Origin of the sequence: Bacillus cereus group sp. MYBK15-3 (genome assembly GCF_051916765.1) — a bacterium.
GTDB classification, from domain to species: Bacteria; Bacillota; Bacilli; order Bacillales; family Bacillaceae_G; genus Bacillus_A; species Bacillus_A cereus.
Genome location: NZ_JBQAHG010000001.1, coordinates 1,572,539 through 1,598,874, shown reverse-complemented (window position 1 = coordinate 1,598,874; position 26,336 = coordinate 1,572,539). Strand labels below are relative to the sequence as shown.

Here is a 26,336-nt window from a genome sequence, read left to right as displayed (position 1 = left end):
GCGCCTCTACGTCAGGAGCTCCATCCCCCTCACATTCTAAACGAGCCGCTTCCGCTTTATATGAAATCCAGCTCCAGCGGCAAGAATGTTCGGTGGCTTCGCGCCTTCCTGCGAGGCAAAAAGCGCCTCTGCGTCAGGAGCTCCATCCCCCTCACATTCTGAACGAGCCGCTTCCACCTTATATGTTACCTACGTTTTCTGCTTAGTCCCATTGCGTTTTCTACTTTGCGTAGTTGTTTGAATGCAACGCGGTTTGCTTTTTCTGCACCTTTGTCTAGAATTTCGTCTAGTTCTGGTGAGTTGATTAGTTCGTTATATTTGTCTTGGATTGGACGAATTGCTTCTACGACTACTTGCGCTAGGTCGCCTTTGAAGTCGCCGTATCCTTTTCCCTCGTACATTGCTTCAATTTCTTCAACTGTTTTTCTAGAGAATGAAGAGTAGATTGTTAATAAGTTAGAGATACCAGGTTTATTTTCTTTATCAAATTTCACAATACCTTCAGAGTCAGTAACAGCACTCTTAATTTTCTTTTCAATTGTTTTTGGTTCATCAAGCATACTGATCATTGATTTTGGATTCGGATCAGATTTACTCATTTTCTTCGTAGGTTCTGTTAATGACATAACGCGAGCGCCTACTTTTGGAATACGAATTTCAGGAATTGTGAACACTTCACGGAAGCGTTTGTTGAAACGCTCTGCTAGGTCGCGTGTTAATTCCATATGTTGCTTTTGGTCATCACCAACTGGTACGATTTCAGTGTTGTAAAGTAAAATATCAGCAGCCATTAATGGTGGATACGTAAGTAATCCAGCTGGAACTGAATCTCTACCCGAAGCTTTATCTTTATATTGCGTCATACGTTCTAATTCTCCAACGTAAGCAACAGATTGCATGATCCATCCTAATTGAGCGTGTGCTGGTACTTCTGATTGTACAAATAAAGTAGCTTTTTCAGGATCGATGCCGCATGCTACATAAAGTGCAGCAAGACTGCGGATGTTTTTACGAAGTCCGACGGGATCTTGAGGTACTGTAATCGCATGTTGGTTTACAATACAGAAATAACAGTCGTGTTCATTTTGAAGCTCTGTAAACTGCTTCATGGCGCCTAAATAGTTTCCAAGTGTAATCGTTCCACTTGGCTGAATACCAGAAAAGATAACTGACATAAGTAATTCCTCCTAAAATTGAATGCGTGATGGGGGGAAGAGAAGGCAAACAAAAAAGCCCATTCATCCCAAAAACTATAGGGACGAATGGACCGCGGTACCACCCTAATTATTTCACTACTGTGAAATCTCTCTAATCCATAATAACGTTAGGATATAACGCCAAAGCCTACTACTTTCGGTTCGGTTTGGTGCTCCAAAGCCCATTCCATACTGTACAATTACTTGTTCACACCAACCACAAGCTCTCTGAAATTGCCTCAATATGTACTCTTCTTTATCATCGCATACATATAAATTTATTTATTGTTACTTGAGCTCTTTTAATATGAAAGAACTAAAGTTTTATAACAAAATGTTTTGCTGATTATTATATCATATGGGATAGTGTTTGCAAACTACATCAAAATAGTAAAGCTAATGAGGGTCGAGAACAACCCAAGGAAGATACCTGTAATACAAATTGGATATGTCCATTTGAATGAATATGTTTTATAAATACGTTCTTTCTTATCTGTAGGTTCCTCGACTTCTTCAATTAAAGAGTCAATCTTTTTGTTCGTACCAAATACTCTTTGGAATGCGTAAATGGTTACATTGAAAAAACCATTTTGAAATATGTATAAAAAACCGCCGATAAGAATAAAAAACAGTGCAATATAAAACAAAATGTTGACAAAGTTCAACAAAAATTGAGATGAAATGAGGAATGCACCAATACTAGAAGCAATCATCGCTATAAAAATTAGTATACAAGTATGAAAAAAAACTTTATTCAAAATATTCCCCTCCGTCAAAATATTACTAGAATTATTATACTATAAAAGCTATAATAAGTACTAGGATTAATTTTTTTGAAAATTATACGCAATTAAAGGTCTGATTTTAAGATGATGGTAGCAATGTTAATGTATCCCTTTACGAAAAATTAAAAATATAAATATTTTATTAAAAATTTTAACAAAAAAACAAAAAACTATATTCACAATTGTTATATTATATGTATAATGAAAATTGTAGAAACTTGGAGATTATTCTTTCAATTCTACTTTTTAACAAGTGAGGGTACAGGAAGTGCAATTAGGGGAGGCAACACAACATGAAGAAAAAGATACCGTTATTACTTGCATCAACTTTAACTGCAAGTATGTTGCTTAGCGCGTGTAGCTACCAAAAAGATGACGCAAAAGCAAAAGGGAAAGAGAACGCTACGAGTAGTAGTAACGGAAAACAGATTCTTAATTTAACAGAGTTATCTGAAATTCCGTCAATGGATGCATCATTAGCATCTGATTCTTCATCTTCTACAGCATTAAATAATACGATGGAAGGTTTATATCGTATTGGCAAAGATCAAAAGAGAATGCCTGGAGTTGCAGAAGATGTCGAAAAGCTAGATGATGGGAAGAAATACATATTTAAATTAAGAAGAGATGCGAAATGGTCGAATGGGGAACCTGTAACAGCTAAAGACTTTGTGTATTCATGGAAAAGAGCAGTAAATCCAGATACAAAAGCAACGTATTCATACATTATGTTCGATATTAAAAATGCAGAGAAAATTCATAAAAAAGAATTACCTGCTGACCAATTAGGTGTAAAAGCGATTGATGATTATACACTAGAAGTAGAATTAGACAATCCCGTTCCTTACTTTATCGATTTAACAGTTTATCCAGTATTTTACCCACTAAATGAAAACTTTGTAAAAGCACAAGGTGACAAATTTGGTTTAGAGGCAAATACAACATTATATAACGGTCCATTCGTTATGAGTGATTGGAAACATGAACAAAGTTTCGAATTCAAGAAGAATCCTTCATATTGGGATAATAAAACGGTTAAAATCGAAGAAATCAACTTTAATATTGTAAAAAATACAGCAACTGATGTAAATTTATATGAGACAAACGCGATTGATCGAGCGGCTTTAACGTCTGAATTTGTTGATAAGTTTAGAAAAAGCCCAGAGTTCCAAACAAGAAAAGAGGCAGGGGTTGCTTACTTAAGATTTAATCAAAGTAATCAGTACTTAAGTAATAAAAACTTAAGAAAAGCAATTTCAATGTCCTTTGACCGTGATAACATTGCAAAAGTTATTTTAAATAACGGCGCAATTGGAGCTTACGGATTTGTTGGAAAAGATTTCGCTGAAGGTCCAAATAAAAAAGATTTCCGAGCTGAAAATGGAAAGCTAGTTGAAACAAATCCAAAAGAAGCAAAAAAGCTTTGGGAAACAGCGAAGAAAGAGCTTGGAACTGATAAAATCGAACTAGAATTCTTAAACTTTGATAATGAAGATGCTAAAAAAGTTGGGGAATTCTTAAAAGGTGAGATGGAAAAGAACTTACCAGGTTTATCAATTAAAATTAAACAGCAACCATTCGCACAAAAAAATAAATTAGAAGATTCTCAGCAATATGATATTGCGTTTGGTATTTGGGGACCAGATTTCCCAGATCCAATCTCATATTTAGATATGTTTGTTACGAATGGTTCTCAAAATAAAACAGGGTATTCTAATCAGAAATATGATGAGTTAATCCTAAAAGCTAAAACAGATACAAAAGATTTACAAGCTCGCTGGGACAACCTTCTAGAAGTAGAGAAGATGTTAATTAAAGAGGATGCAGTTATCACTCCAATCTTCCAAAAAGGTTCAGCGTATGTAGTAAAAGGTGCCGTAAAAGATATTATCCCAATTAACTATGGTGGTAAATTAACTTACAAATGGGCATCTGTTGAACAAAAATAATCTTTTTTTTCCATCGTTTACAAGGGTATATGCCTATGATGGGCATATGCTCTTATTTTAAAAAAATAAAAGTAAGAATATTTTAAACTATCTTATTGCTTTTGAGAAAAACGGGGAGGTGCTTGACTATGGGACGTTATGTATTAAAACGTTTCGTGTACATGGCTTTGACATTATTTTTAATTACTACAATGACTTTCTTTTTGATGAAATTACTTCCGGGTTCTCCGCTTAAAAACCAGGAGAAGCTATCACCGGCACAAAAAGAAATCATTCTTGAAAAATACGGATTGAATGATCCGGTACCAGTTCAATATGCACGTTACTTAGGTAACTTAGCAAAAGGTGATTTAGGGGTATCATTCCAATATGATAACCGCCCAGTAACAGACATGATTGTGGATCGTATTGGACCATCAGCCCAATTAGGTTTACAAGCGATTATATTAGGAACATTTATCGGTTTAATTTTAGGTATTGTTGCCGCACTTCGTAATAATACGTGGGTAGATTATAGTGCAACAGTTATTTCGGTACTCGGAATGTCGGTACCATCATTCGTATTCGCCGCATTACTGCAATATTTCGTAGGGGTAAAACTAGGCTGGTTCCCAGTAGCATTCTGGAAAGGACCAGAGTTTACTGTAATGCCTACAATTGCATTATCGATGGGAGTTATCGCGACAATCGCACGTTTCTCTCGTGCAGAATTAATTGAAGTTATGCAAGCCGATTACATTTTAACAGCGAAAGCGAAAGGAATTAGCCAAGGCGTTATCATTGTCAAACATGCACTTCGTAACGCGTTAATTCCAGTTGTAACAATTTTAGGACCAATGGTTGCGGCATTAATTACAGGAACACTTGTTATCGAGCAAATTTATGCTGTACCAGGACTTGGGGAACAATTCGTTAAATCGATTACTTTAAATGACTATACAGTTATTATGGGAACTACGATTTTCTATAGTGCGATCTTCATTTTAGTTATTTTCATTGTCGATATTTTATACGGAATTATTGATCCTCGTATTCGTTTAGCGGGAGGGAAAAAATGATGAAAGATGTACAAAAATTATCTCCAGATTTATTTCAACAAGCCAATCAAAATAATGTTGATAATGAAGTCATTGCCCGTCCAAGCTTAACGTTTTGGCAAGATGTAAGAAGACGTTTATTCCAACATAAAGGTGCGATGCTTGGCCTTGTATTGTTAGTTATCATTGCGCTATTAGCGATTTTTGGACCGATGGTAAGTAAACACTCGTATAAAGAGCAAGATTTAGGTCGTGCGAAATTACCACCAAAAATTCCAGTTATTGAAAATGTTCATTGGTTACCATTTGACGGTACAGATCAATATGGTGTTGACCAATATGAAAAACGTGATATTAAAGAGTACTTCTGGTTTGGTACAGATGACCTTGGCCGTGACTTATGGACAAGAACATGGGAAGGTACACGCGTATCATTATATATCGCTCTTTTAGCGGCAGCAATTGACTTAGTAATTGGGGTTGCATACGGAGGTATTTCAGCATTCTACGGCGGTAGAGTAGATAACATTATGCAACGTATTATGGAGATTATTAACGGTATTCCATACTTAATCATCGTTATTTTAATGGTAATCATTATGGGATCTGGTATTTGGTCAATTACACTTGCGATGGCGATTACAGGTTGGATAGGGATGTCGCGTATTGTTCGTGGACAAATCTTAAAGTTAAAAAACCAAGAATATGTATTAGCATCTCGTACATTAGGTGCAACAAATACACAATTAATTGTGAAACATTTAATTCCAAACGTAATGGGACCTATTATCGTAATGACGATGTTTACAATTCCATCAGCGGTGTTTGGTGAAGCGTTCTTAAGTTTCATCGGTTTAGGAATTCAGCCACCATTTGCGTCACTAGGTTCTCTTGTAAATGATGGTTATAAATCTATTCAAACGTATCCGCATATGATGTTCATCCCTGCGGTTGTCATCAGTATATTAATTTTAGCGTTTAACTTAATGGCAGACGGATTACGCGACGCGTTAGATCCAAAAATGCGTAAGTAAAAGAGGGGAGAGGCAAAGATGAAAACATTGTTAGAGGTAAAAGATTTACAAGTCTCCTTTGATACACATGCAGGTGAAGTACAAGCTGTACGCGGCGTTACTTTTGATTTGAAAAAAGGAGAAACATTGGCGATTGTAGGAGAATCTGGTTCAGGGAAATCAGTTACTTCTAAAGCGTTAATGGGATTAATTCCGAATCCTCCTGGACGCATTAAAAATGGTGAAATCGTATTTGAAGGTCGTGACTTAACAAAATTAACAGAAAAAGAAATGCAGCAAGTACGCGGTAAAGATATTGCGATGATTTTCCAAGATCCAATGACATCATTAAACCCAACGATGACAATTGGAAATCAAATTATGGAAGGTCTAATTAAACACCAAGGGATGAGTAAAGCAGATGCACGTAAAGTTGCTTTAGAGTTAATTGACCTTGTAGGTATTCCAAATCCAGAAGCTCGTTTAAAACAATATCCTCACCAATTCTCAGGTGGTATGAGACAGCGTGTAGTTATTGCGATGGCGTTAGCTTGTAACCCGAAATTATTAATTGCCGATGAGCCGACAACAGCGCTAGACGTTACGATTCAGGCGCAAATTTTAGAACTTATGAAAGACATTCAGCAAAAAACAGAAGCAGCAATCATTTTCATTACGCATGACTTAGGTGTAGTAGCAAACGTTGCGGACCGAGTGGCAGTTATGTACGCTGGTAAAGTTGTTGAAATTGGAACTGTAGATGAAATTTTCTACAATCCGAAACATCCATATACTTGGGGTTTAATCGCATCTATGCCAAGTTTAGATGGTTCAGAAGAAGAGTTATATGCAATCCCTGGAACACCTCCAGATTTATTGAAGCCGCCAAAGGGAGATGCTTTTGCACCACGTAACCCACAGGCACTGAAAATTGATTTTGAAATGGACCCACCTTTATTTAAAGTAAGTGATACGCACTATGCGGCAACTTGGTTACTTCACGAGCAAGCTCCAGAAGTAAAACCGCCGGCAGTCGTTGAAAAACGCATTCTTCAAATGAAAGCAGGTGAACAACATGACTAAACAACGTGAGAAATTAATTGAAGTAAAAAATGTAAAGCAGCACTTCGACGTGAGTGGTGGTGTTGTCAAAGCGGTTAATGATATTTCATTTGATATTTACCGCGGAGAAACATTTGGTCTTGTAGGAGAATCAGGTTGTGGTAAATCGACAACTGGAAGAACGATTATTCGTTTATATGATGCAACTGCTGGTGAAGTGTTATTCGATGGTGAAAATGTACATGGTAAAAAATCACGCGCAGAGCTGAAGAAATTCAACCGTAAAATGCAAATGATTTTCCAAGATCCATATGCATCATTAAACCCTCGTATGACAGTAGGGGATATTATTGCAGAAGGTATCGATATTCACGGACTAGCGAAAAGTAAAAAAGAGCGCATGGACCGTGTTCATGAACTATTAAACACAGTTGGTTTAAATAAAGAGCACGCAAACCGTTTCCCACACGAATTCTCAGGTGGACAACGTCAGCGTATCGGTATCGCTCGAGCGCTTGCTGTAGACCCAGAATTTATCATTGCCGATGAGCCGATCTCAGCACTTGACGTATCGATTCAGGCGCAAGTTGTAAACTTACTGAAAAAGTTACAAAAAGAAAAAGGTTTAACATACTTATTCATCGCCCATGATTTATCAATGGTAAAATACATTAGTGACCGTATTGGTGTAATGTACCGTGGCCAAATCGTTGAGTTAACAACAAGTGATGAATTATATGCGAATCCAATTCATCCATATACGAAATCACTATTATCAGCGATTCCACTTCCAGATCCAGATTATGAGCGCAATCGTAAACGTATCGTATATGATCCATCACAGCATAATTATGGTAGTGAAGCACCAACAATGCGTGAAATTCGCCCAGGACATTTCGTACTATGTTCGGAAGCGGAGTACAAGAAATATAAAGAGATTTATCAATAAGAAAAAGAGCCATTCTTCTGTTATGGAAGGATGGCTCTTTTTCTACTATATAAAAGAATTGTATACATTTGTCGGTCAGTCGATATATTTAAAGAATCGCCGATATAAATCTCATGTATCATTAGTGATATCCATATGCAAAATTACTGAACTTGAACAGAAACATTCTCCTCTTGTTCTTCAGGTTTAACAAGCGCATAACGCTCCCATGCTCTACTTTTCCAGCGGAAGAACATAATAATGGCACGTGTCCATTCGTCGATGGCGATTGCTAGCCAAATACCAACGAGCCCCATATCTAAATGAAAGGCGAAAAAGTAACCTAGTGGTAAACTCATTAACACCATAGAGAATGCACCGATTAAAACAGGATATTTTGCATCACCAGCTGCACGAAGCGAATTAATGATGACGATGTTCATCGTACGTCCCGTTTCAAGTAGTACACTTAGTAAAAGAACACTTGCGCCTAACCCGATAATGTGCGGATTATCTGTAAACAGTCCCATTAATTGTGTACGGAATGTAATAACGAGAGCGACCATACATAAAGTTACACCAATTGCCCATTTTACACTTTTCCATAAGCGTTCGTATGCTTCATCTTTTTCGCCACCACCAACGAGGCGGCCAATAATAATGGCTGTTCCCATACCAATTGCAATTGCAAATAAATAAGTGAACATGGAAATGTTAGTAGCGTATTGTCTAGCAGCTAATGATTCCGTTCCTAAGTACGTTGCGTAATAAAGGAAGACGATTTGACAAGCTTGATACATCACTTGTTCAAATGCAGATGGAATGCCAATTTTTAAAATTTTCCCAATGTATTCTTTGGATAAAGTGAAGTAATATTGTAATTTCACACGATATTCCATAACGCGGTATAGTAACCAGAAGAAAACAATAAGTGCGATCAATCGACTGATAGCGGAAGAAATTGCAGCCCCTTGTACACCGAGCTCAGGGAAACCAAATTTCCCGAAAATGAGTACGTAGTTTCCAGCGATATGAATCATATTCATTCCGAGTGAAATAAACATCGCTTGCTTTGTAAAACCGTGTACACGGATAATTGCGGCTAATGAGTTAATAATAGCTTGTAGGAAGATGGCTCCTCCGACGATAGATAAGTAGTTTTGCGCATACGTTAGTACATCGCCTTGTAAGTTCATTGCGAGCATCATATGTTTCGAAAATAAAAGAAAACCAGCGCTTATAACGAGCCCAACTATTAAATTTAATGTGACGGCTAATGCTGATATTTTAGATGCTTCCATAAAGCGTTTGGAACCGAGGTATTGAGATACAACGATAGCAGCGCCGTTCCCGATGACTTCTAATACCAAAATCGCAATATGAAGATATTGATTCGCTGCACCAACCCCAGATACAGCATCGTCTGATAATGCACTTAACATGAAAGTATCAGCGATCCCCATTAACATAAAAAGAAAAACTTCTAGAAAAATAGGCCATGTTAATAAGAATAAACTTAATTTCTCAGTAGGCCCGTTTTTTGCCTGAATTGCTGCCATGTGCGTCCCCTCTTTACCGATATCTATTTTTAGCAAAATGTATCGTAACATACTTTCTTAACCTTTGCACTCATTTTAGCCTACATATTTTTATTATGAAGAGAGTGCTATTTTATGATAAAAACAAAAGGATAATTATACATAAAATATTATGAGATATAAAATTCGTTTTTCTCTGATAATTTAGAAAAGTATAAAAAATATTATTTTTAACACTTTAGTATGAATAATCAGCAATATGAAACGTTTACAAAGGTATATTTTTTAACGAAAAATTTTAATGAAATAGAAATATAAATATACAAAAAATATATTTGTGTGTATAATATGAATTATTAGAACATATATATATTTCTTTTTGTTTGAAAATGAAAGGGTTAACATTTTTTTGGAGGGTGGAAGTATGAAAAAAAAGATACCAGTTTTTGTAGCATCAACAGTAGCGATGAGCATGATGTTAGGGGCATGTAGCTATCAAAAAGATGAATCGCAAGCAAACGCTAAAGGGGATAGCGGAAAAAGCGGCGCGAAGCAAGTTATTAACTTAATTGAAACACAAGAAATTCCAACGATGGATCCAGCGTTATCAGCTGATGCAGTTTCTTCAAGAGTAATGACTAATACGATGGAAGGCTTATACAGTTTAGGAAAAGATGATAAGCTAGTTCCTGGTGTAGCGAAGGAATTCAAAAAATCAGAAGATGGTAAAAAATATACATTTAAATTACGTGAAGACGCAAAATGGTCAAATGGTGAGCCTGTGACGGCAAAAGATTTCGTATATGCATGGCAAAGAGCGATTAACCCAGATACAGCTGCGAAATCAGCGTACATTATGTATGATATAAAAAATGCAGAGAAAATTAATAAAAAAGAGATGAGTCCGGATCAATTAGGGGTAAAGGCGATTGATGATTATACATTAGAAGTGGAATTAGATAATTCAATTCCATACCTTGTAGATTTAATGGTATATCCAATCTTCTATCCTGTGAATGAAAAGTTTGTGAAAGAGCAAGGTACGAAGTTTGGTTTGGAAGCGAATACAACGCTTTATAACGGGCCATTTACATTAAGTGATTGGCAACATGAACGTAGCTTTAAAATGACAAAGAGCGCGTCATATTGGGACAATAAAGAAGTGAAGATTGAAGAAGTAAACTTTAATATTGTAAAAGATACATCTACGCCAATTAACTTATATGAAACAAATGCAATTGATCGAGCGTCGTTATTAGCGGAGTTTATTGATAAATATAAAGGAAAACCAGATTTCCAAACAGTAGAAGATACATCTGTATTCTTCCTTCGTTTAAATCAAAAAGATCCAGCTTTAGCAAATAAAAATATTCGTAAAGCAATTTCACTTGCTTTTGACCGTAAGCCATTCGTGGATACATTATTAAATAACGGTTCTAAGCCAGCGACAGGATTAATTCCTGATAACTTCATTAAAGGACCAGATAAAAAAGATTTCCGTGCTGTAAACGGGGATATTGTAAAACCAAACGTGAAAGAAGCGAAGAAATATTGGGAAGCTGGTAAAAAAGAACTTGGTAAAAATGAAATCGAATTAGAATTATTAAATGAAGATGTAGAGTTATCAAAGAAAACTGGTGAATATTTAAAAGGTGAATTAGAAAAGAATTTACCAGGTTTAACAGTAAAAATTAAACAACAACCATTCGCACAAAAACTAAAATTAGAAGATGCGGGCGATTATGTCATGTCATTCTCTGGATGGAGTGCGGACTTCCCAGATCCAATTACATATCTTGATATGTTTGTAACAGATGGGTCACAAAATAAGATGAAGTACTCTAATCCAAAATACGATGAAATCATTATGAAGGCGAAAAAAGATGGAAGCGATGTAAATGCTCGTTGGAAGAACTTATTAGAAGCAGAAAAAATGTTACTTGATGATGCTGCGATCGTTCCAGTATATCAACGTGGTAGAGCATATTTACAAAGAGATTCAATTAAAAATATGTATAACCATAAATATGGCGGCGATTTAAGCTTTAAATGGGCGTCAGTAGAGAAATAAGAAAAAAAGCAGGTGATCACCTGCTTTTTTTAATACGTTCGTTTCTTATAAATGCCTTTTCCGCCAACTTGGTTCCAGCCAGATTGTACATCCAAACTTTTGTTAACAAACTTCATTTTTTCTTTTCCACCAAAGAGCTTTTCGCCGATGCTATTTGTAATGACACCAATCAATGCTGTTATTCCGATGATGAGGGCAGCAACCGTAATAAAATCAATAAAAAAAGCAATCATTTGAAAACTCCCCCTTTGCCTGTCTGTATGTTTATTGTATGAGATAAAAAATGAAAAAGAAAGAAATGTCAGAAAAATATTTAATTTACTTTAGAAATCATGTAGACAGGAGGGAGGATATTTGTTAAAATAAGAACAAATGTTCCTTTTTATTCTCATTTGTATAGTCTTACATTTCTTAATTGATTTATCAAGAAAAAGTAAGAAAACGTTCTCTTTTTCATAGGGAAGATTATAGATAAATAACTATATATTATATGAAAAATCTATGGGAAGTGAGTAGTAAAAGGGTTGAAAGTTATTGTTAAAGTACAGCTGAAATGAGCGTAATCATGTTACATAGCAGTGAAATACACGGGAGAGTTTTCTCAACTAGCAGGAAATTTACTGTATATTTCTTGCAAAATCTATTGTATAATGATTATAGAAGTTACTTATTAAAAGTAATTGTTGTTTATTATAAGTTGTTGCTTACATGAAATGTGATTTTTGTACTTTTCAATAAGACAAGTTATCACGAAAAATTGCTGAAGTTAGAAATTAAAACTGTATTTAGTACAGAATTTGTACTCTTTAAGGAGAGTGAGCTTTGTATGGTAACATTATATAGTTCTCCAAGCTGTACGTCTTGTAGAAAGGCGAAATTATGGCTAGAGGAAAATCATATTCCCTATACAGAACGTAATATTTTCTCAGATCCATTAACGATTGAGGAAATTAAAGAGATTTTACGTATGACAGAAAGCGGAACGGATGAGATTATTTCTACTCGTTCGAAAGTTTTCCAAGAATTGAATGTAAACTTAGAGTCTTTACCACTTCAAGATTTATATAAGATGATTCGTGACTATCCAGGGATTTTACGTCGTCCAATTATGATTGACGAGAAACGCCTTCAAGTTGGTTACAACGAAGACGAAATTCGTCGTTTCTTACCACGTACAGTAAGAACGTTCCAATTACGTGAAGCACAACGTCTTGTAAATTAATTATAATAATATGAAAACCTTCTACCTATTATATAGTAGAAGGTTTTTTTTAATGTTTCACATTGCGTAATCGAACTTGTTGTACAATAAAGCCGATGCATAAAATAGTGAAAATGAACAAATAAGGAATGCTTGCAGTGAAACTTGGATTGTTATGAAAAAAGGTTGCAAGTCTGTCTTCATGTGTAACCATTTTTCCTGCAGTATAGGCAAGAATTGCTGCACCGCAATAAATGAGGAATGGAAATCGCTCCATAAGTATTAAAATAAGTTTGCTGCCCCAAATAATAATCGGGATAGAAATGAGTAAGCCGATTATGACGAGTAAAAATCTCCCGTGAGCTGCACCTGCAATGGCAATAACATTATCAAACCCCATAACGAGATCCGCGAAAACAATTGTCCGCACAGCTTGAAATAAAGTTGTTTTTCCTTGAATAGAAGAAAGATCGTTGCTATTATCGGTTAATAAATTGACTGCAATTAATGTAAGTAAAACCCCGCCAATCAATTGTAGAAATGGAATGTCGAGTAAATAGACAGCTAGTATAGTAAGGACAATTCTTAGTACAATCGCTAAAAGAGTACCGATCAAAATAGCCTTATTTCGTTTCGATTCAGGTAAATTTCGGCTAGCTAGTGCGATGACGATTGCATTGTCACCACCTAATACAACATCGATACCGACAATCATTAGTACGGATGTTAAAAACTCTAAGTCCATTCGTCTGCCTCCATTTATGATGTTTTAATAAGCGAACTATATGTATGTGATGAAGAAAGTTGTTGTTAAATAATCTCTTCTAATAGGAGTTTCACTTTATTACAGTGTACGGGGGAATGTGGAAATGTATGTCCAAATTTTTTGTAAGTAAGAAATCGCTATAATAATATATTTACGTAGTTGATCGAGTAAAGATAGGCATATAACTATTTTTGTAAAATAAATCGATTTTATTTCCATTCTGGAGAATCTTATCATAAAATGAGAGTACAAGAATCTATTGATTTGTCATATGAGTGGGGAATCCCTTCATAACAATTCTAAGCAGGAAGGGAGAGTTGTATTTTGGATATTGAAAGAATTAATGATCATACGATGAAATTTTTTATTACGTACATTGATATAGAGGATAGAGGATTTAATCGTGAAGAGATTTGGTATGATCGCGAACGAAGTGAAGAGCTCTTTTGGGAGATGATGGACGAAGCTCGTGATCATGACGATTTCTTTATTGATGGACCGTTATGGATTCAAGTGCAAGCAGTCGATAAAGGGATTGAAGTACTTGTCACGAAAGCAGAGCTTTCAAAAGACGGGCAAAAGCTGGAACTACCGATAGGGGTAGACAAAATTATAGATATTCCTCTAGATGAAGGCATCGAATCATTATTCCAGCAAGAATTAATCGAAGAGGTAGAAGAACAAACAGGAACAAACTTTAATGAAGATGGTACGTTTGGCTTTTTAATTAAGTTTAATGATTTTGAAGATGTCATTTCATTAAGTCATCGTCTTATCTTTGAAGATATAAAAGATGAGCTGTATTCATTTGAGAACCGCTATTATGTATATGTGGAATTCGATGAAGTGCTACATGATGAAGAAGAAATCGATCGTATTTTAAGTATTATTTTAGAATATGGGGAAGAATCAACTTTAACAATTCATCGTGTAAGTGAGTATGGAAAACAAATTGTGAAAGAGCATGCTCTTGAAACGATTCGCAATAATTTTCCTGCTAAAACGTAGGCCGATTTCTGTAGTATGAAATCGGCTTTTTATATGAAGAATAGGAAAGCTTTCTTAGTTAGGAGGTAAGAGATGAAAAATACGTTAAAGCTGATTTTCTTTATACTGCTATTGTTCGCATTATTTGTTTCGTTACGTATGTTTATTGATGTAGCATTTTATTCAGATGTGATTGGGATAAAAGATGTTTCGATTTTAGGTATTATCAGTATTTTATTTACAGTATCTGCGTTTTTAATTGGTTGCGTTATTTTCTTAGAAAATCGACATCCATCTAAAACACTTACATGGTTAATTGTTTTAGGAATTTTTCCGGTATTTGGATTCTTCGCTTATTTATTATTCGGACAAAATTTTCGGAGAAAAAGAATGTTCCAAAAGAAGGCGTTACTTGATGAACAAGCGTTTTTACAATATAAGGGGCATGAAGATTACGAAGAACGGATTTTACGCAATCATAAGCATCAAGAGCTGTTATTTCGTTTAGCGGATCGATTAGGTGCTTTAAATATTTCATTTCAAACTGAAACGAGGACATTAACAAATGGAGATGAAACGTTTCGGGCTATTTTAAATGGGTTAAAACGAGCGAAACATCACATTCATATGGAATATTACATTGTGCGTGATGATAAGTTAGGAACAGAAATTAAAGATATTTTAATACAAAAATCGAAAGAGGGCGTAGTCGTTCGTTTTTTGTATGATGCGGTTGGAAGTTTTAAATTATCAAAATCGTATATTGAAGAATTAAACGATGCAGGAGTCGAAATGATTCCGTTCTTCCCTGTACGCTTTCCGATTTTAAACGATAAAATTAATTATCGAAATCATCGAAAAATCGTTATTATTGATGGAAATGAAGGCTTTGTAGGTGGATTAAATATTGGTGATGAATATTTAGGGAAGGATAAGTACTTCGGCTTTTGGCGAGACACACATTTATATTTGCGTGGTGAAGCTGTACAAAGTTTGCAGCTTATTTTCCTTCAAGATTGGTTTTATATGACTGGTGAGGCTGTGCTAGCCCCTGAATATTTACAAGCAAAAGCAGTTGAGGGTGATCATTGGGGAGGAGTGCAGCTAGTTGCAGGTGGCCCCGATAATAAGTGGGAAACGATTAAGCATTTATATTTTGCAATGATCGCTTCTGCTCGAAAATCTATTTGGATTGCAACGCCGTATTTTATTCCGGATGATGATATTTTATCCGCATTAAAGGTTGCTGCACTTGCTGGTATTGATGTTCGTTTATTAATGCCGAGTAAACCGGATAAGCGGACTGTCTTTTACGCATCGAGATCGTACTTCCCAGAGCTTTTAGATGCAGGTGTAAAGATATATGAATATGAAAAAGGTTTTCTTCATAGTAAAGTTGTCATCGTCGATTCTGATTTAGCTTCAATTGGGACAGCTAATATGGATATGAGAAGTTTTCATTTGAATTTTGAAGTAAATGCCTTTTTATATGATACAGATAGCATTCGAAAACTTGTTCAAGACTTTAAAGATGATTTAGAAGAATCAAGTGAAATTCATGTTGATCATTTTCATAAAAGACGTCTTCATAGACGAATTGTTGAATCAACATACCGCTTATTATCACCTTTATTATAAAAAGAGATGTCCGAAATTGGGACATCTCTTTTTTAAAAGGAATTTGTAACAAATTGTAGAATATAAGGAGCTGAAAGGGTGTGATTACGATATTTATCGCTAAAAGAGAAAACGGAGAGAAAATTCATTTACTCTATAATTGTAATGAAAAGCTTTTGCGCCGTATGCGTCAACAAGAACGATTCTTTTGTGTAGCTTGTGGAAAGGAAGTGCAAATGAAATTAGGGAAACAAAAAAGTTGGCATTTTGCTCATAAAAAAGTGGATTCATGTCTTGCCTTTTATGAAGCGGAATCAACGTATCATATGCACGGTAAAGAATTGTTATATAGATGGTTCAAGCGTCAAAACTTTCAGGTGGATATAGAGTACTACCTTCCAGAAATTAAGCAACGACCAGATGTTTTTGTAGAGAGGGCGGGCAGAAAAATTGCAATTGAATACCAATGTGCAAACCTCGCTATAGAACAGCTGTACAAAAGAACATATTCGTATTGGCAAGCTGGTATACAGGTCATTTGGATCGTTGGTGGAAATCAATTGAAAAAGCAATCTGCATATTGGATGAAATTTTCCTCACTTATGGCTTTCTCCTTACAATCTTATCCTCAGCCACTTCTTATTTTCTTCTGTCCGAAACAAAAATCATTTATGAAATGTGCATTTGTCACTCCCTTTTCTACAAATGTTTTTTTCTCACATACTATATATTTACCAACTGATACGACTACTTTTGAAATGCTTTTTTCTCCCGTTCCTTTCGGGAAAGAAAGATTGGGTGAAGAGTGGGAGAAGAGAAAGAACTACTTCCGCAAAAATGCCCTGCCGATTTGGAATTATAATTATAAGTCATTATTACGCCTCTTATATCAATTTAAATGTACTCCAGCAAGCTTTCCTTCTGAAATTGGTGTTCCACTCCCTTCTGCATTTGCTTTACAAACAAACCCATTTATATGGCAAGCTTTCCTCTATATGAAGTGTATAGGGGAGCTTGCAGTGGGAGAGTGTATTTCTCTTCAATACGTGTGTAGTTATGCAAAAAGGTATACGAAAAGGCGGATACTTCCGTACTTTTCAAAGCACATATGGAAAGTGGCAGTTACTGAATATATGACATTTTTATGCTATATAGGTGTTTTGCGTAAAGCGGGAACTTATACGTACCGGAAAATAAGGGATGTCGTGGTGTTAAAAACAGAGGAGGAAATTATGAAACATGATGAGATTTGCTTAATACATGCGCTATCTTTATTTGAGGCAAATTTTAACATGAGAGCAGGAAAAGGGGATATAATAAAGAATGATTGTGAAGGAATTACATAAGAAAAAAACGAATTGTACTTAAGTAGAGATATTTAAAGGAGGGCTTAAAGAATGTCTGAACAAAACAAAGCGAAAGCATTACCAGATCGCAACGAGATTGAAGAAGCAAGTACGTGGCGCTTAGAAGATATCTTCCAAACGGACGCAGAATGGGAAAAAGAATTCCAAGCTATTAAAGAGCTATTGCCGAAGTTAACTGAATTTAAAGGGAAACTTGGTGACTCTGCGGACAATTTACTTGAGGCATTGCAATATGAAGATGAAATTTCAATGCGATTAGGTAAGTTATATACATATGCTCATATGCGTTACGATCAAGATACAACAAACTCTGTATATCAAGCATTAAATGATCGCGCAACAAATTTATATTCACAAGTATCTAGTAGCACAGCGTATATTGTGCCTGAAATTTTATCGATTTCAGAAGATACACTGCAAACATTCTTGAAGGAAAATAGAGATTTAAGTGTATATGAACATGCATTAGAAGAAATTACACGTCAACGCCCGCACGTCTTATCAGAAGCTGAGGAAGCTTTATTAGCGGAAGCATCTGAAGTAATGAGTTCATCAAGCAATACATTCGGTATGTTGAATAACGCGGATTTAAAATTCCCATCTATTAAAGGGGAAGACGGAGAAGAAATAGAAATTACACATGGCCGTTACATTCAGTTTTTAGAAAGTGATGATCCTCGTGTTCGCAAAGATGCATTTAAAGCTGTATATGAAACGTACGGAAAATTTAAAAACACATTCGCAAGTACGTTAAGCGGAGCAGTAAAACGTAATAATTTCAATGCGCGTGTTCGTAAATATGATTCTGCTCGCCAAGCTGCACTGAGCAATAATAATATTCCGGAAGCAGTATACGATCAACTCGTTGAAACAGTAAATGACAACTTACATTTATTACACCGTTACATCGATATTCGTAAGCGTGCACTAGGACTTGATGAGCTTCATATGTATGATTTATATACACCACTTGTACCAGAAGTGAAAATGAATGTGAAATACGAAGAAGCGCAAGACCTTTTATTAAAATCTTTAAACGTACTTGGTGATGAATATGTTGACATTTTGAAAGAGGCATATGAAAATCGCTGGGTAGATGTGTATGAGAATAAAGGAAAACGAAGCGGGGCATATTCATCTGGTGCATATGGAACAAATCCGTATATTTTAATGAACTGGCATGATAATGTAAATAATTTATTTACACTTGCTCATGAGTTTGGTCATTCGGTGCATAGTTACTATACAAGAAAAACACAACCGCACGTATATGGTGATTATTCCATCTTCGTAGCAGAAGTGGCATCTACTTGTAATGAAGCGCTTTTAAATGATTATTTATTAAAAACGACAGAAGATAAGAAAGAGCGTCTATATTTATTAAATCATTATTTAGAAGGGTTCCGTGGTACTGTATTCCGTCAAACGATGTTTGCAGAGTTTGAACATATTATTCATAAGAAAGTACAAGAAGGACATGCTGTCACGCCAGACATGCTAACGGAAATTTACTACGATTTAAATAAGAAATATTTCGGTGACGCTTTAGTAATCGACGAAGAGATTGGTTTAGAATGGTCTCGTATTCCACACTTCTACTACAACTATTACGTATATCAATACGCAACAGGATTTAGTGCAGCGACAGCTCTGTCTAAACAGATTTTAGAAGAAGGACAACCAGCAGTAGAACGTTATATTAACGAGTTCTTAAAAGCAGGAAGCTCTGATTATCCAATTGAAGTGCTGAAAAAAGCAGGAGTAGATATGGCATCTCCTGAACCAGTAAAAGAGGCGCTACAAGTATTTGAAGAGAAATTAAATGAATTAGAAGCATTATTATTTGAAGAAAAGTAATGAAAAAAGACGAGGGATTGTATCCTCGTCTTTTTTGTTGAATAGATTTAATGTCGATATTTGTTGAAGAGAAAGGTGGATTTTTTTGTTTTTTCTAACTGAAAGGATAGCTTTACGGCTGATTTTTGAAATTAAAACCCTTTGAATCGTTTTTTATAATTGAAATAAGAGAGTGTGATAACGATGATTCCGAATAAAAGAGGTAAGGCAATAATTTTAGGAAAAGCTTGTAGTAGAGAGAGGATGTATAAGAAAAAAGAAACGATGACAGCTAGAAAGAGAAGAGCAATATAAGATTTTTTCATAAATAAACCCCCTAAATGACCTTTTTTATAGCTTATTCAAAAATGAAAACGTTTAGAATGTGACAAAAGTGTGAAATTCGACAAAAGGGGTTGTCATCTGACGTCGAATCTTGTAATATAATAAGCGTGAACGAATTCACATACAAACATATACCCCTTTGTTTGAACGTGAAAATTTCTCCCATCCCCTTTAATATTTTTATAAGCCGTAAAGAAGAAGACCTGGTGTTTACACCAGGTCTTTTTCTTTTGCTATCCATTTCCAATAACGTTCGCATTTTACTTCTATCATTTGTACTTTTCGTTTCAGTTGTAATTTTTTTAGTTCGCGTTCAATTTCTTGTTGCGGACAGTCATAAATAAATGCTACTTCTTTTGAAGATATAAATTGTGTTGCTTCTAGTAGCACTTCTAAAGGTGGTAATGGTTCTGGCTCAATTTCACATTTTACAAGTTCTTTCAATAATTGTACGTATACATCGTAGGAATAATTTCCAGCGATTTTAATACCTTCTTCATCTGAGTTCGCATGAAAAAAGACGAGGGAAGGTATTTCTGTAATATGCATTTCATTCGTGAATTTCAAGTCACATTGGAAAGCTTTTTTTGCACTAGCAGAATGTAGATCTTTTTTAAATTCTTCTACATCAATATTGCTATCTCTCGCACATGCAAGTAATAGTTCGCAATCAGGGCTTGATACATTTTCAAGGAAAATGTATTCTTGGAGTTTTCGCAAAAACTTCGAACCTGCTTTTCGGCCTTGCAACTCCGCTGCCTTAATTGCCATCGAAACTAAATATGGTGTTGACGATGCTTCTTGCATATGTACCTTTCCATCACATGAAAAACCTTGTAAACTGGTTGTCTTTTCCCACACAAATCGAATATTAGCAGGTTTATTCCATTTGTGTGAGGAAGCGTTCGTTCCATCCACTTTCCCTGTTACGATATGACGAATAGAGAAGTATTTCCCGTATTCAAGCCATAGTTTAATAATAAAAGGCTCAATTTCCCAGCAATCTTTACAAAGTGGATCAATAAATAAATATGCTTCTACAGACTTATGCTCGCATGCGGAAGGAGATGGCATATTTATATGCTTTGCTTCCTGCTTATCCATTACACTTCACCTGTTTCGTTTGGAGTATTAACCATATGCTGAGCGGTTAATGCTAAACGTTCAAAAACAAACTCTCTTATATGACCATGCACTCCAGTATCATCCATTGCTTGCTCCATACATGATAGCCAAGCCTCTGCTCGTTTTGGGGTAATCTCAAACGGGAGATGGCGTGCTCTTAACATAGGATGACCATGTTCTTCAGTGTACAAATTAGGACCACCTAAATATTGGGTTAAAAATTGCTTCTGCTTCCTAGCGGTTTCTGTTAAATCTTCCGGGAAGATGGGAGATAAGTCAGGGTGTTTACTGACATAGGAATAAAATGTATCTACTAATATTGCAATGCATTGTTCACCGCCAATTGCTTCAAATGGTGTCATCGGTTGCTTGCTCATCCTTTATAAACTCCTTTTTCCATGAAATGTATATCTATTGTAGCAATGGAATGTTCGAGAGGGCAAATAAACAGCCTTCTCAAAGATTCTTTGCTTATTCTACGGGTGTAACCTTTTTTAGTGAGATGTATCCACTAGTGAAACATATTCACTAGTGGAATTTTCACTTTAGCGTGCTTTGTTTTGTTTGGCAAGGAAAAAGCGTTTTACTTTGTTATTTGTATGGCGAACAGGTATGTTATGTTGCGTTAATAAATCAATAAATGTAGCTTTTCCTGTTTCTTCATCTTGCACTTCAAATTCAATTTCATAATCATCGTGATTGTAATAGAAACTATGATCAAAGACAAGCGTTCCGCCTTTAAATAATGTTTCTGCTCTTTCTGTTGTTAAACTACCCATATATGTTAAAGCAGAAACAGGAATTTGTAATTTGTGTAATTGATCTACTACTGCTCCTTGAATGATTGTGTTTGTTTCCATCATCATTTTTGCTTCATCTTCTGTTACGACTTGATGCGTTTCTAATAAACCGATTTCTGCAGGTTGTTTCAACGTTAACGTATAAGTTTCTCCTTTATGACGAATACGAAGTGCAGAGCCAGCTTCTTTTAACGAGAAGTCAGGTGTTTCAAAGTAGTGATTCACTTGTTTTGTAAATGCTTCAATAGAAAACGATTTACATAATGTATCGAATTCTTCTTTTGTAACGATATTTTTGAATTCAATTTCAATTTCTTGTGTCATTGTATAATCTCCTTTTGAAAAATAATTCTTTACACATTATCGCTTTTTCATAAATTTGGTTCAATGTTTTATTTGTTTGCGTCCATGTTATGATACAATAATACTGTTAAGTAAGACAGGAAGTTGAGATGGAGGAGTTAGAGCATGCAAAATAAAATCCAAGTTAAGAGCGTAGAAAAGAGAGAGAATGCTCTTATTTTTTGTGCGGAAAATAGTGAAATAGAGGTAAAGGAGTTAAGTGCACGTAATCATGTACTTGTAGACTCAGACAATTTATCATTTTTATATATCTTAGAAAACGAATCATCTTTCATTTATGTAAGTATTCCGCACACATGCTGGGAAGCAATGCATGAAGCGATGAATAACGATGTGGTTATGTTCGTTCGTGTGAATGAAATTGAAATGGAATTAGAAGGATTAAAAGAAGAAGTAGAATATTTAGTTGAAAATATTGAAGGTAATGCAAATTACGGAGAAGAACTAGTAACTGCTGTAGAAAAAGTATTTCTATAAGCAAATGGATTGATTTTGGTGGTGGTTGAAATGAATCGAAATTGGGAAGAATTTTTAGCACCTTACTACCAAGCGGTGGCAGAGCTGAAAGTGAAACTAAAAGGAATGCGTACTCAATTTACAATGTTAACAGAGCATTCTCCAATTGAGTTTGTAACAGGAAGGGTAAAGTCGGTTCCAAGTATTATTGATAAAGCGGAGAAGAGAAATGTACCGCTGAACCGGCTGAGAGAAGATATGCAAGATATCGCGGGCCTTCGAATGATGTGTCAATTTGTTGATGAGATTAAGCCTGTTGTAGAATATCTTCGCAAACGAAATGACTTTGAAATCGTGGAAGAACGTGATTATGTCACGCAGAAGAAAGATAGCGGTTATCGTTCTTATCACGTTGTCATTAGTTACCCAGTCCAAACGATTCAGGGTGAACAAAAAGTATTGGTAGAAATCCAAATACGCACGCTAGCAATGAATTTTTGGGCAACAATTGAGCATTCTTTAAATTATAAATATAGTGGACGTTTTCCTGAAGATATTAAAATACGCTTGCAACGCGCAGCAGAAGCAGCATTTTTATTAGATGAAGAAATGTCTTCTATCCGTCTTGAAATTCAAGAAGCGCAGAAAGCTTTTTCAAGAAAGCAAGAAACGAAAGATTCCGAATCATAAACTAAAGGGTGTTGTGCGATGAAATTTACAATTATGTCAAAGGGAGATCAATCATCAGATGCACTGGCAAGCACGATGAAAGAATACTTGCTAGATTTCGGATTTATAATGGATGAAAAGGAACCCGATATTGTAATTTCTGTTGGGGGAGATGGAACGCTTTTATATGCATTTCATCGTTATTATGATCGATTGGCTGAAACGGCATTTGTTGGTGTACATACAGGACATCTAGGTTTCTATGCAGATTGGTTACCGACAGAAGTAGAGAAATTAGTAATTGCAATTGCGAAAACACCATTCCAAGTGGTGGAATATCCGCTTTTAGAAGTTATTATTCGCTATGTGAATGGAAGTAAAGAGTCACAGTATTTAGCGATGAATGAGGCGACTGTAAAAAGTGCAGAAGGTACATTAGTAACAGAAGTAGAAATACGCGGAGAATATTTTGAAACATTCCGCGGAGACGGCCTTTGTATCTCTACTCCTTCAGGAAGTACCGCGTATAATAAAGCGCTTGGCGGAGCGATTATTCACCCATCTATTGAAGCGATACAAATTGCAGAAATGGCGTCCATTAACAATCGTGTATTTCGTACTGTAGGATCGCCGCTCGTATTGCCGAAGCATCATACATGTGTGTTAAAGCCAGCTGCAGGAATGAACTTACAAATTACAGTGGATCATTTAACGATGGTTCATCAAGATGTGAAATCAATCCAGTATCGCGTCGCAAACGAGAAAGTACGATTTGTTCGTTTCCGTCCATTCCCGTTCTGGAAACGAGTTCGTGACTCGTTTGTTGCAGATAAATAGAAAGGGTTATATATTTGAACAGATTTACATTGAAATGGGATATAGGGCCGGCTGAAGAGGGAACTTTAGTTAGGGAATTTTTGAAAACGAAAGGCATTTCTAAAGCCGCTTTAACGGATATAAAGTTTCACGGCGGGGCAATTGAAGTAAATGGTCAACATGCGAGTGTTCGTCATCAGTTGCGTGCTGGTGAAGAATTACGTGTCTTTTTTCCAGTTGAGGAAAGAAGTGAAGGGATGATGGCAGAAGATATCCCTTTAAGCATTGTATATGAAGATGACGCGGTTCTTATCATTAATAAAGAGGCGAACATGTCAACGATTCCGTCTAGAGAACATCCGACAAGGAGTGTTGCCAATGCGCTTTTATCTCATTATGATAAGCAGCACCTTGCAAGTACAGTGCACATCGTAACACGTTTAGATCGTGATACTTCGGGGCTTATGCTTATTGCAAAAAATCGTTTCGTGCATCATCTTTTATCGAAGCAGCATCAACAAAAAGCTGTGAAACGAACGTATGAAGCAATTGTTCACGGAAAGATTGTAGAACGAGAAGGAATGATTGATGCACCAATTGGTCGAAAATCTGATAGCATTATTGAGCGAACGGTTTGTGAGGATGGACAAAGGGCAGTTACTCATTTTAAGGTAATTGATAGTACATATCATAAGACACATGTAGCGCTTGAGCTTGAGACAGGAAGAACGCATCAAATTCGTGTGCATATGGCTCATATAGGACATCCGTTACTTGGTGATAGCTTATATGGAGGGAGAAGGGATGAAATGAAACGGCAAGCACTTCATAGTAAATCTTTGACGTTTTATCATCCTATTTTAGAGAAAGAGATGTCTTTCACTATAAAGCTTCCAAGCGATATGCAAGAAGTGTTGCGGCATACTTAAAAAGGGGACAAAATTCTTATATTATAAAGAATTTTGTTCCCTTTTTTCTTAGCGGAATAATATTAAAATTTGGTTTTCACCCGTACGCTTTATAACGAAAAATCCACTTTCGGCTTTTGTAGCAATGCCATTGTCATTTGGACGACAATATCCATGTGCTTCGCAAGTGCCGTCATCACGTACTAACATTTGTCCAATTAATCCGACAGGAAGCCACTCGGCGCGATCTTTTCTTGCTACATATTTGCAAGTTGGATCCCATTCTGTATTTAAAAGAGGTTGTATTTCTTCGGTTTCCGTCCATACATATTGGCGTTTTCCAAAGTTATCTGTTTTATAACGTTTTTGCCAACTTAAAGCCCCGCTATTTCCTATAAGGGCAGGGGTTGCACTAGATATTCCTAAAATGAACGAATCGTGTGAAGTAGCTATCCGAATTTTTTCTTCGCTACTAAATGTAACGAAATAACCGACATCAATAGGTTTATGACCTTCGGTTTCAAACATTTGTGCAAAATCCGTTCCGCTTGCATTGTAAGACGCACCCTCAATGTACATTTCTCCATTATGGGCAAGCCATTTAGCCCCGATATTATGGTCGGTGTCGCTTACACCATTTGCAATAAACCAAGAATAAGCTTCTTCTGCAGTGCCGAAGCGCCCCATAATATGGCTACCTGCAAAATGAGCTGTTGATGTATGATGACCTTCCGCATGAGAAGAGGGTCCGTTAGCGATAGTTGCGGTTCCTTCTGCGTGTGCTGCTTCGCCTAAAGCAATCGTCTGTTTACCCTCCGCATGAGAATAAGCCCCGCCTGCTGTCGTTTCACTTCCCTCACTATGCGAACTATGTCCAGTTGCTTTTGAGTTTGATCCTTCTGCATGAGAGAAAGAACCTTTTGCGTGTGTTAATAAGCCTTCCGCATGTGCTGCCATACCCTCCGCATGAGAGTGAAGCCCCTCCGCATATGCATATCGGCCGCCCCTTTTAACTTTTGTATTTTCAGATGTAGGTGTCTCAATTATGAGGGGTTTTTCAGTTTGTATATCATTCGATGAAGCCAATGCCTCTTTTATTTTTTTTACTTTGTTTATAATAGCAGCTGGAATTTCTGGTTCCACTTTTTTATTTATTGCTACAGAAATATTTTCTTCCGTCTTTTCTTCTGCTTGATTAGAATGTATTACCTGTTCATCTTGATTTGAAAGCTGTTTATTTTTTTGTTGCATCTTTATTTTTCTGCGATCGATTATGCGGCTCATCACAGCATTTTCTAAAGAGACATATGTTGGTTTTACTTTGCTTTTTTTTGATGACTCTTGTTCTTCCAGTTCTTCTATCGCTGCAGCCCGAATACTACACCAGTTGTTAATTCCGTACATGGGCAGATATAAAGGGGGAAATTTTCTTTTTTGTTTAGAAGATTTTTTCTTCATTCTGTCACCTCCTGCGACATTATATGTAGTGTAATTAAAAAAA

25 protein-coding genes and 1 other annotated feature are annotated in these 26,336 nt (G+C 36.0%); of the genes, 15 read left to right on the top strand and 10 right to left on the bottom strand.

The window, feature by feature from the left end; translation table 11 throughout:
* Positions 1 to 185: 185 nt before the first annotated feature.
* Both trpS and ACTFR8_RS08245 read right to left on the bottom strand, forming a co-directional pair.
* On the bottom strand, positions 186 to 1,175 hold the full coding sequence (trpS, locus tag ACTFR8_RS08250) for a tryptophan--tRNA ligase (RefSeq protein WP_000110987.1): 990 nt from the start codon (positions 1,173 to 1,175) through the stop codon (positions 186 to 188).
* A gap of 76 nt (positions 1,176 to 1,251) precedes the next feature.
* Positions 1,252 to 1,468: a binding site (T-box leader), on the bottom strand.
* Positions 1,469 to 1,573: 105 nt separating this feature from the next.
* The gene (locus ACTFR8_RS08245; RefSeq protein WP_001044997.1) at positions 1,574 to 1,954 is read right to left on the bottom strand and encodes a DUF3899 domain-containing protein; all 381 of its coding nucleotides are present in this window, start codon (positions 1,952 to 1,954) and stop codon (positions 1,574 to 1,576) included.
* 320 nt (positions 1,955 to 2,274) lie between these two features.
* Here ACTFR8_RS08245 and ACTFR8_RS08240 point away from each other — a divergent pair, with 320 nt between their 5' ends.
* The 5 genes from ACTFR8_RS08240 (at position 2,275) to ACTFR8_RS08220 (ending at position 7,991) form a co-directional block, all read left to right on the top strand.
* A complete protein-coding gene (locus ACTFR8_RS08240) occupies positions 2,275 to 3,930 on the top strand; it encodes a peptide ABC transporter substrate-binding protein (protein WP_252209884.1) in 1,656 nt (551 codons plus the stop codon).
* A gap of 128 nt (positions 3,931 to 4,058) precedes the next feature.
* Positions 4,059 to 4,988 carry an oligopeptide ABC transporter permease gene (gene opp3b, locus ACTFR8_RS08235; RefSeq protein ID WP_000534172.1) on the top strand — a complete coding sequence of 310 codons (930 nt, stop codon included), beginning with the start codon at positions 4,059 to 4,061 and terminating at the stop codon, positions 4,986 to 4,988.
* Positions 4,985 to 6,001: an oligopeptide ABC transporter permease gene (gene opp3C / locus ACTFR8_RS08230; protein ID WP_000974106.1), complete on the top strand. Its 1,017-nt coding sequence runs from the start codon at positions 4,985 to 4,987 to the stop codon at positions 5,999 to 6,001. Before opp3b ends, opp3C begins: the two co-directional genes overlap by 4 nt.
* Positions 6,002 to 6,019: 18 nt before the next feature.
* Positions 6,020 to 7,063: an ABC transporter ATP-binding protein gene (locus ACTFR8_RS08225; protein ID WP_000854346.1), complete on the top strand. Its 1,044-nt coding sequence runs from the start codon at positions 6,020 to 6,022 to the stop codon at positions 7,061 to 7,063.
* Positions 7,056 to 7,991, top strand: coding sequence for an ABC transporter ATP-binding protein (locus tag ACTFR8_RS08220; RefSeq protein ID WP_000166348.1), 936 nt, complete (start codon positions 7,056 to 7,058; stop codon positions 7,989 to 7,991). The genes ACTFR8_RS08225 and ACTFR8_RS08220 overlap by 8 nt, the downstream gene beginning before the upstream one ends.
* A 143-nt stretch (positions 7,992 to 8,134) precedes the next feature.
* Here ACTFR8_RS08220 and ACTFR8_RS08215 read toward each other — a convergent pair whose 3' ends face one another.
* Positions 8,135 to 9,580 (bottom strand): MATE family efflux transporter, encoded by a 1,446-nt coding sequence (locus ACTFR8_RS08215; protein ID WP_119780516.1) that lies wholly within the window; start codon positions 9,578 to 9,580, stop codon positions 8,135 to 8,137.
* Between the two features lie 352 nt (positions 9,581 to 9,932).
* On the opposite strand from ACTFR8_RS08215, the gene ACTFR8_RS08210 reads away from it, so the two are divergent.
* Entirely contained in the window at positions 9,933 to 11,579 is a 1,647-nt protein-coding gene (locus tag ACTFR8_RS08210; RefSeq protein ID WP_000727250.1) for a peptide ABC transporter substrate-binding protein, read from the top strand.
* A gap of 29 nt (positions 11,580 to 11,608) precedes the next feature.
* On the opposite strand, the gene ACTFR8_RS08205 is transcribed toward ACTFR8_RS08210, so the two are convergent.
* Positions 11,609 to 11,812 (bottom strand): hypothetical protein, encoded by a 204-nt coding sequence (locus tag ACTFR8_RS08205; RefSeq protein ID WP_000559971.1) that lies wholly within the window; start codon positions 11,810 to 11,812, stop codon positions 11,609 to 11,611.
* A gap of 593 nt (positions 11,813 to 12,405) precedes the next feature.
* Between ACTFR8_RS08205 and spx the strand changes: the two genes are divergently transcribed.
* Positions 12,406 to 12,801, top strand: a complete 396-nt coding sequence (gene spx / locus ACTFR8_RS08200; RefSeq protein WP_000258267.1) for a transcriptional regulator Spx — start codon at positions 12,406 to 12,408, stop codon at positions 12,799 to 12,801.
* A gap of 49 nt (positions 12,802 to 12,850) precedes the next feature.
* Here spx and ACTFR8_RS08195 read toward each other — a convergent pair whose 3' ends face one another.
* Positions 12,851 to 13,525 carry a TerC family protein gene (locus ACTFR8_RS08195; protein WP_000362615.1) on the bottom strand — a complete coding sequence of 225 codons (675 nt, stop codon included), beginning with the start codon at positions 13,523 to 13,525 and terminating at the stop codon, positions 12,851 to 12,853.
* 345 nt (positions 13,526 to 13,870) lie between these two features.
* On the opposite strand from ACTFR8_RS08195, the gene mecA reads away from it, so the two are divergent.
* The 4 genes from mecA (at position 13,871) to pepF (ending at position 19,374) form a co-directional block, all read left to right on the top strand.
* Entirely contained in the window at positions 13,871 to 14,554 is a 684-nt protein-coding gene (mecA, locus tag ACTFR8_RS08190; protein WP_000350708.1) for an adaptor protein MecA, read from the top strand.
* A gap of 72 nt (positions 14,555 to 14,626) precedes the next feature.
* The gene (locus ACTFR8_RS08185) at positions 14,627 to 16,171 is read left to right on the top strand and encodes a cardiolipin synthase (protein ID WP_000799192.1); all 1,545 of its coding nucleotides are present in this window, start codon (positions 14,627 to 14,629) and stop codon (positions 16,169 to 16,171) included.
* An 80-nt stretch (positions 16,172 to 16,251) separates the two neighbouring features.
* A complete protein-coding gene (locus tag ACTFR8_RS08180; protein WP_000628329.1) occupies positions 16,252 to 17,496 on the top strand; it encodes a competence protein CoiA in 1,245 nt (414 codons plus the stop codon).
* A gap of 51 nt (positions 17,497 to 17,547) precedes the next feature.
* A complete protein-coding gene (gene pepF, locus ACTFR8_RS08175; protein ID WP_000003348.1) occupies positions 17,548 to 19,374 on the top strand; it encodes an oligoendopeptidase F in 1,827 nt (608 codons plus the stop codon).
* A 131-nt stretch (positions 19,375 to 19,505) separates the two neighbouring features.
* On the opposite strand, the gene ACTFR8_RS08170 is transcribed toward pepF, so the two are convergent.
* From ACTFR8_RS08170 to ACTFR8_RS08155, 4 genes are all read right to left on the bottom strand, one after another.
* Complete coding sequence (locus ACTFR8_RS08170; protein WP_000750355.1) at positions 19,506 to 19,679, bottom strand: hypothetical protein; 174 nt, start codon at positions 19,677 to 19,679, stop codon at positions 19,506 to 19,508.
* 229 nt (positions 19,680 to 19,908) lie between these two features.
* Positions 19,909 to 20,802, bottom strand: a complete 894-nt coding sequence (locus tag ACTFR8_RS08165; RefSeq protein WP_252209885.1) for a ClpXP adapter SpxH family protein — start codon at positions 20,800 to 20,802, stop codon at positions 19,909 to 19,911.
* Positions 20,802 to 21,200 (bottom strand): globin domain-containing protein, encoded by a 399-nt coding sequence (locus ACTFR8_RS08160; protein WP_000043386.1) that lies wholly within the window; start codon positions 21,198 to 21,200, stop codon positions 20,802 to 20,804. The genes ACTFR8_RS08165 and ACTFR8_RS08160 overlap by 1 nt, the downstream gene beginning before the upstream one ends.
* Before the next feature lie 168 nt (positions 21,201 to 21,368).
* A complete protein-coding gene (locus ACTFR8_RS08155; protein WP_000191123.1) occupies positions 21,369 to 21,947 on the bottom strand; it encodes a CYTH domain-containing protein in 579 nt (192 codons plus the stop codon).
* A gap of 144 nt (positions 21,948 to 22,091) precedes the next feature.
* Here ACTFR8_RS08155 and ACTFR8_RS08150 point away from each other — a divergent pair, with 144 nt between their 5' ends.
* From ACTFR8_RS08150 to ACTFR8_RS08135, 4 genes are read left to right on the top strand one after another with little or no spacing between them, the layout of a single operon-like run.
* A complete protein-coding gene (locus ACTFR8_RS08150; protein WP_001180004.1) occupies positions 22,092 to 22,463 on the top strand; it encodes a hypothetical protein in 372 nt (123 codons plus the stop codon).
* Positions 22,464 to 22,493: 30 nt separating this feature from the next.
* The gene (locus tag ACTFR8_RS08145) at positions 22,494 to 23,132 is read left to right on the top strand and encodes a GTP pyrophosphokinase (protein ID WP_001081490.1); all 639 of its coding nucleotides are present in this window, start codon (positions 22,494 to 22,496) and stop codon (positions 23,130 to 23,132) included.
* 18 nt (positions 23,133 to 23,150) lie between these two features.
* Positions 23,151 to 23,948 carry an NAD kinase gene (locus tag ACTFR8_RS08140; protein ID WP_000673182.1) on the top strand — a complete coding sequence of 266 codons (798 nt, stop codon included), beginning with the start codon at positions 23,151 to 23,153 and terminating at the stop codon, positions 23,946 to 23,948.
* A gap of 14 nt (positions 23,949 to 23,962) precedes the next feature.
* Complete coding sequence (locus tag ACTFR8_RS08135) at positions 23,963 to 24,856, top strand: RluA family pseudouridine synthase (RefSeq protein ID WP_098293522.1); 894 nt, start codon at positions 23,963 to 23,965, stop codon at positions 24,854 to 24,856.
* A 48-nt stretch (positions 24,857 to 24,904) separates the two neighbouring features.
* On the opposite strand, the gene ACTFR8_RS08130 is transcribed toward ACTFR8_RS08135, so the two are convergent.
* Positions 24,905 to 26,293, bottom strand: coding sequence for a peptidase G2 autoproteolytic cleavage domain-containing protein (locus tag ACTFR8_RS08130; RefSeq protein ID WP_119780507.1), 1,389 nt, complete (start codon positions 26,291 to 26,293; stop codon positions 24,905 to 24,907).
* Positions 26,294 to 26,336: the final 43 nt, after the last annotated feature.

Bases quoted from the DNA above. Each gene is read 5' to 3' on its own strand.
- ACTFR8_RS08240 (WP_252209884.1), top strand. From the start codon at position 2,275: ATGAAGAAAAAGATACCGTTATTACTTGCATCAACTTTAACTGCAAGT.
- ACTFR8_RS08225 (WP_000854346.1), top strand. From the start codon at position 6,020: ATGAAAACATTGTTAGAGGTAAAAGATTTACAAGTCTCCTTTGATACA.
- ACTFR8_RS08170 (WP_000750355.1), bottom strand. From the start codon at position 19,679: ATGAAAAAATCTTATATTGCTCTTCTCTTTCTAGCTGTCATCGTTTCT.
- ACTFR8_RS08130 (WP_119780507.1), bottom strand. From the start codon at position 26,293: ATGAAGAAAAAATCTTCTAAACAAAAAAGAAAATTTCCCCCTTTATAT.
- spx (WP_000258267.1), top strand. From the start codon at position 12,406: ATGGTAACATTATATAGTTCTCCAAGCTGTACGTCTTGTAGAAAGGCG.
- ACTFR8_RS08160 (WP_000043386.1), bottom strand. From the start codon at position 21,200: ATGAGCAAGCAACCGATGACACCATTTGAAGCAATTGGCGGTGAACAA.
- opp3b (WP_000534172.1), top strand. From the start codon at position 4,059: ATGGGACGTTATGTATTAAAACGTTTCGTGTACATGGCTTTGACATTA.
- ACTFR8_RS08210 (WP_000727250.1), top strand. From the start codon at position 9,933: ATGAAAAAAAAGATACCAGTTTTTGTAGCATCAACAGTAGCGATGAGC.
- ACTFR8_RS08215 (WP_119780516.1), bottom strand. From the start codon at position 9,580: ATGTTACGATACATTTTGCTAAAAATAGATATCGGTAAAGAGGGGACG.
- ACTFR8_RS08140 (WP_000673182.1), top strand. From the start codon at position 23,151: ATGAAATTTACAATTATGTCAAAGGGAGATCAATCATCAGATGCACTG.
- trpS (WP_000110987.1), bottom strand. From the start codon at position 1,175: ATGTCAGTTATCTTTTCTGGTATTCAGCCAAGTGGAACGATTACACTT.
- ACTFR8_RS08220 (WP_000166348.1), top strand. From the start codon at position 7,056: ATGACTAAACAACGTGAGAAATTAATTGAAGTAAAAAATGTAAAGCAG.
- ACTFR8_RS08185 (WP_000799192.1), top strand. From the start codon at position 14,627: ATGAAAAATACGTTAAAGCTGATTTTCTTTATACTGCTATTGTTCGCA.
- ACTFR8_RS08150 (WP_001180004.1), top strand. From the start codon at position 22,092: ATGCAAAATAAAATCCAAGTTAAGAGCGTAGAAAAGAGAGAGAATGCT.
- pepF (WP_000003348.1), top strand. From the start codon at position 17,548: ATGTCTGAACAAAACAAAGCGAAAGCATTACCAGATCGCAACGAGATT.
- ACTFR8_RS08195 (WP_000362615.1), bottom strand. From the start codon at position 13,525: ATGGACTTAGAGTTTTTAACATCCGTACTAATGATTGTCGGTATCGAT.
- ACTFR8_RS08145 (WP_001081490.1), top strand. From the start codon at position 22,494: ATGAATCGAAATTGGGAAGAATTTTTAGCACCTTACTACCAAGCGGTG.
- ACTFR8_RS08165 (WP_252209885.1), bottom strand. From the start codon at position 20,802: ATGGATAAGCAGGAAGCAAAGCATATAAATATGCCATCTCCTTCCGCA.
- ACTFR8_RS08205 (WP_000559971.1), bottom strand. From the start codon at position 11,812: ATGATTGCTTTTTTTATTGATTTTATTACGGTTGCTGCCCTCATCATC.
- opp3C (WP_000974106.1), top strand. From the start codon at position 4,985: ATGATGAAAGATGTACAAAAATTATCTCCAGATTTATTTCAACAAGCC.
- ACTFR8_RS08155 (WP_000191123.1), bottom strand. From the start codon at position 21,947: ATGACACAAGAAATTGAAATTGAATTCAAAAATATCGTTACAAAAGAA.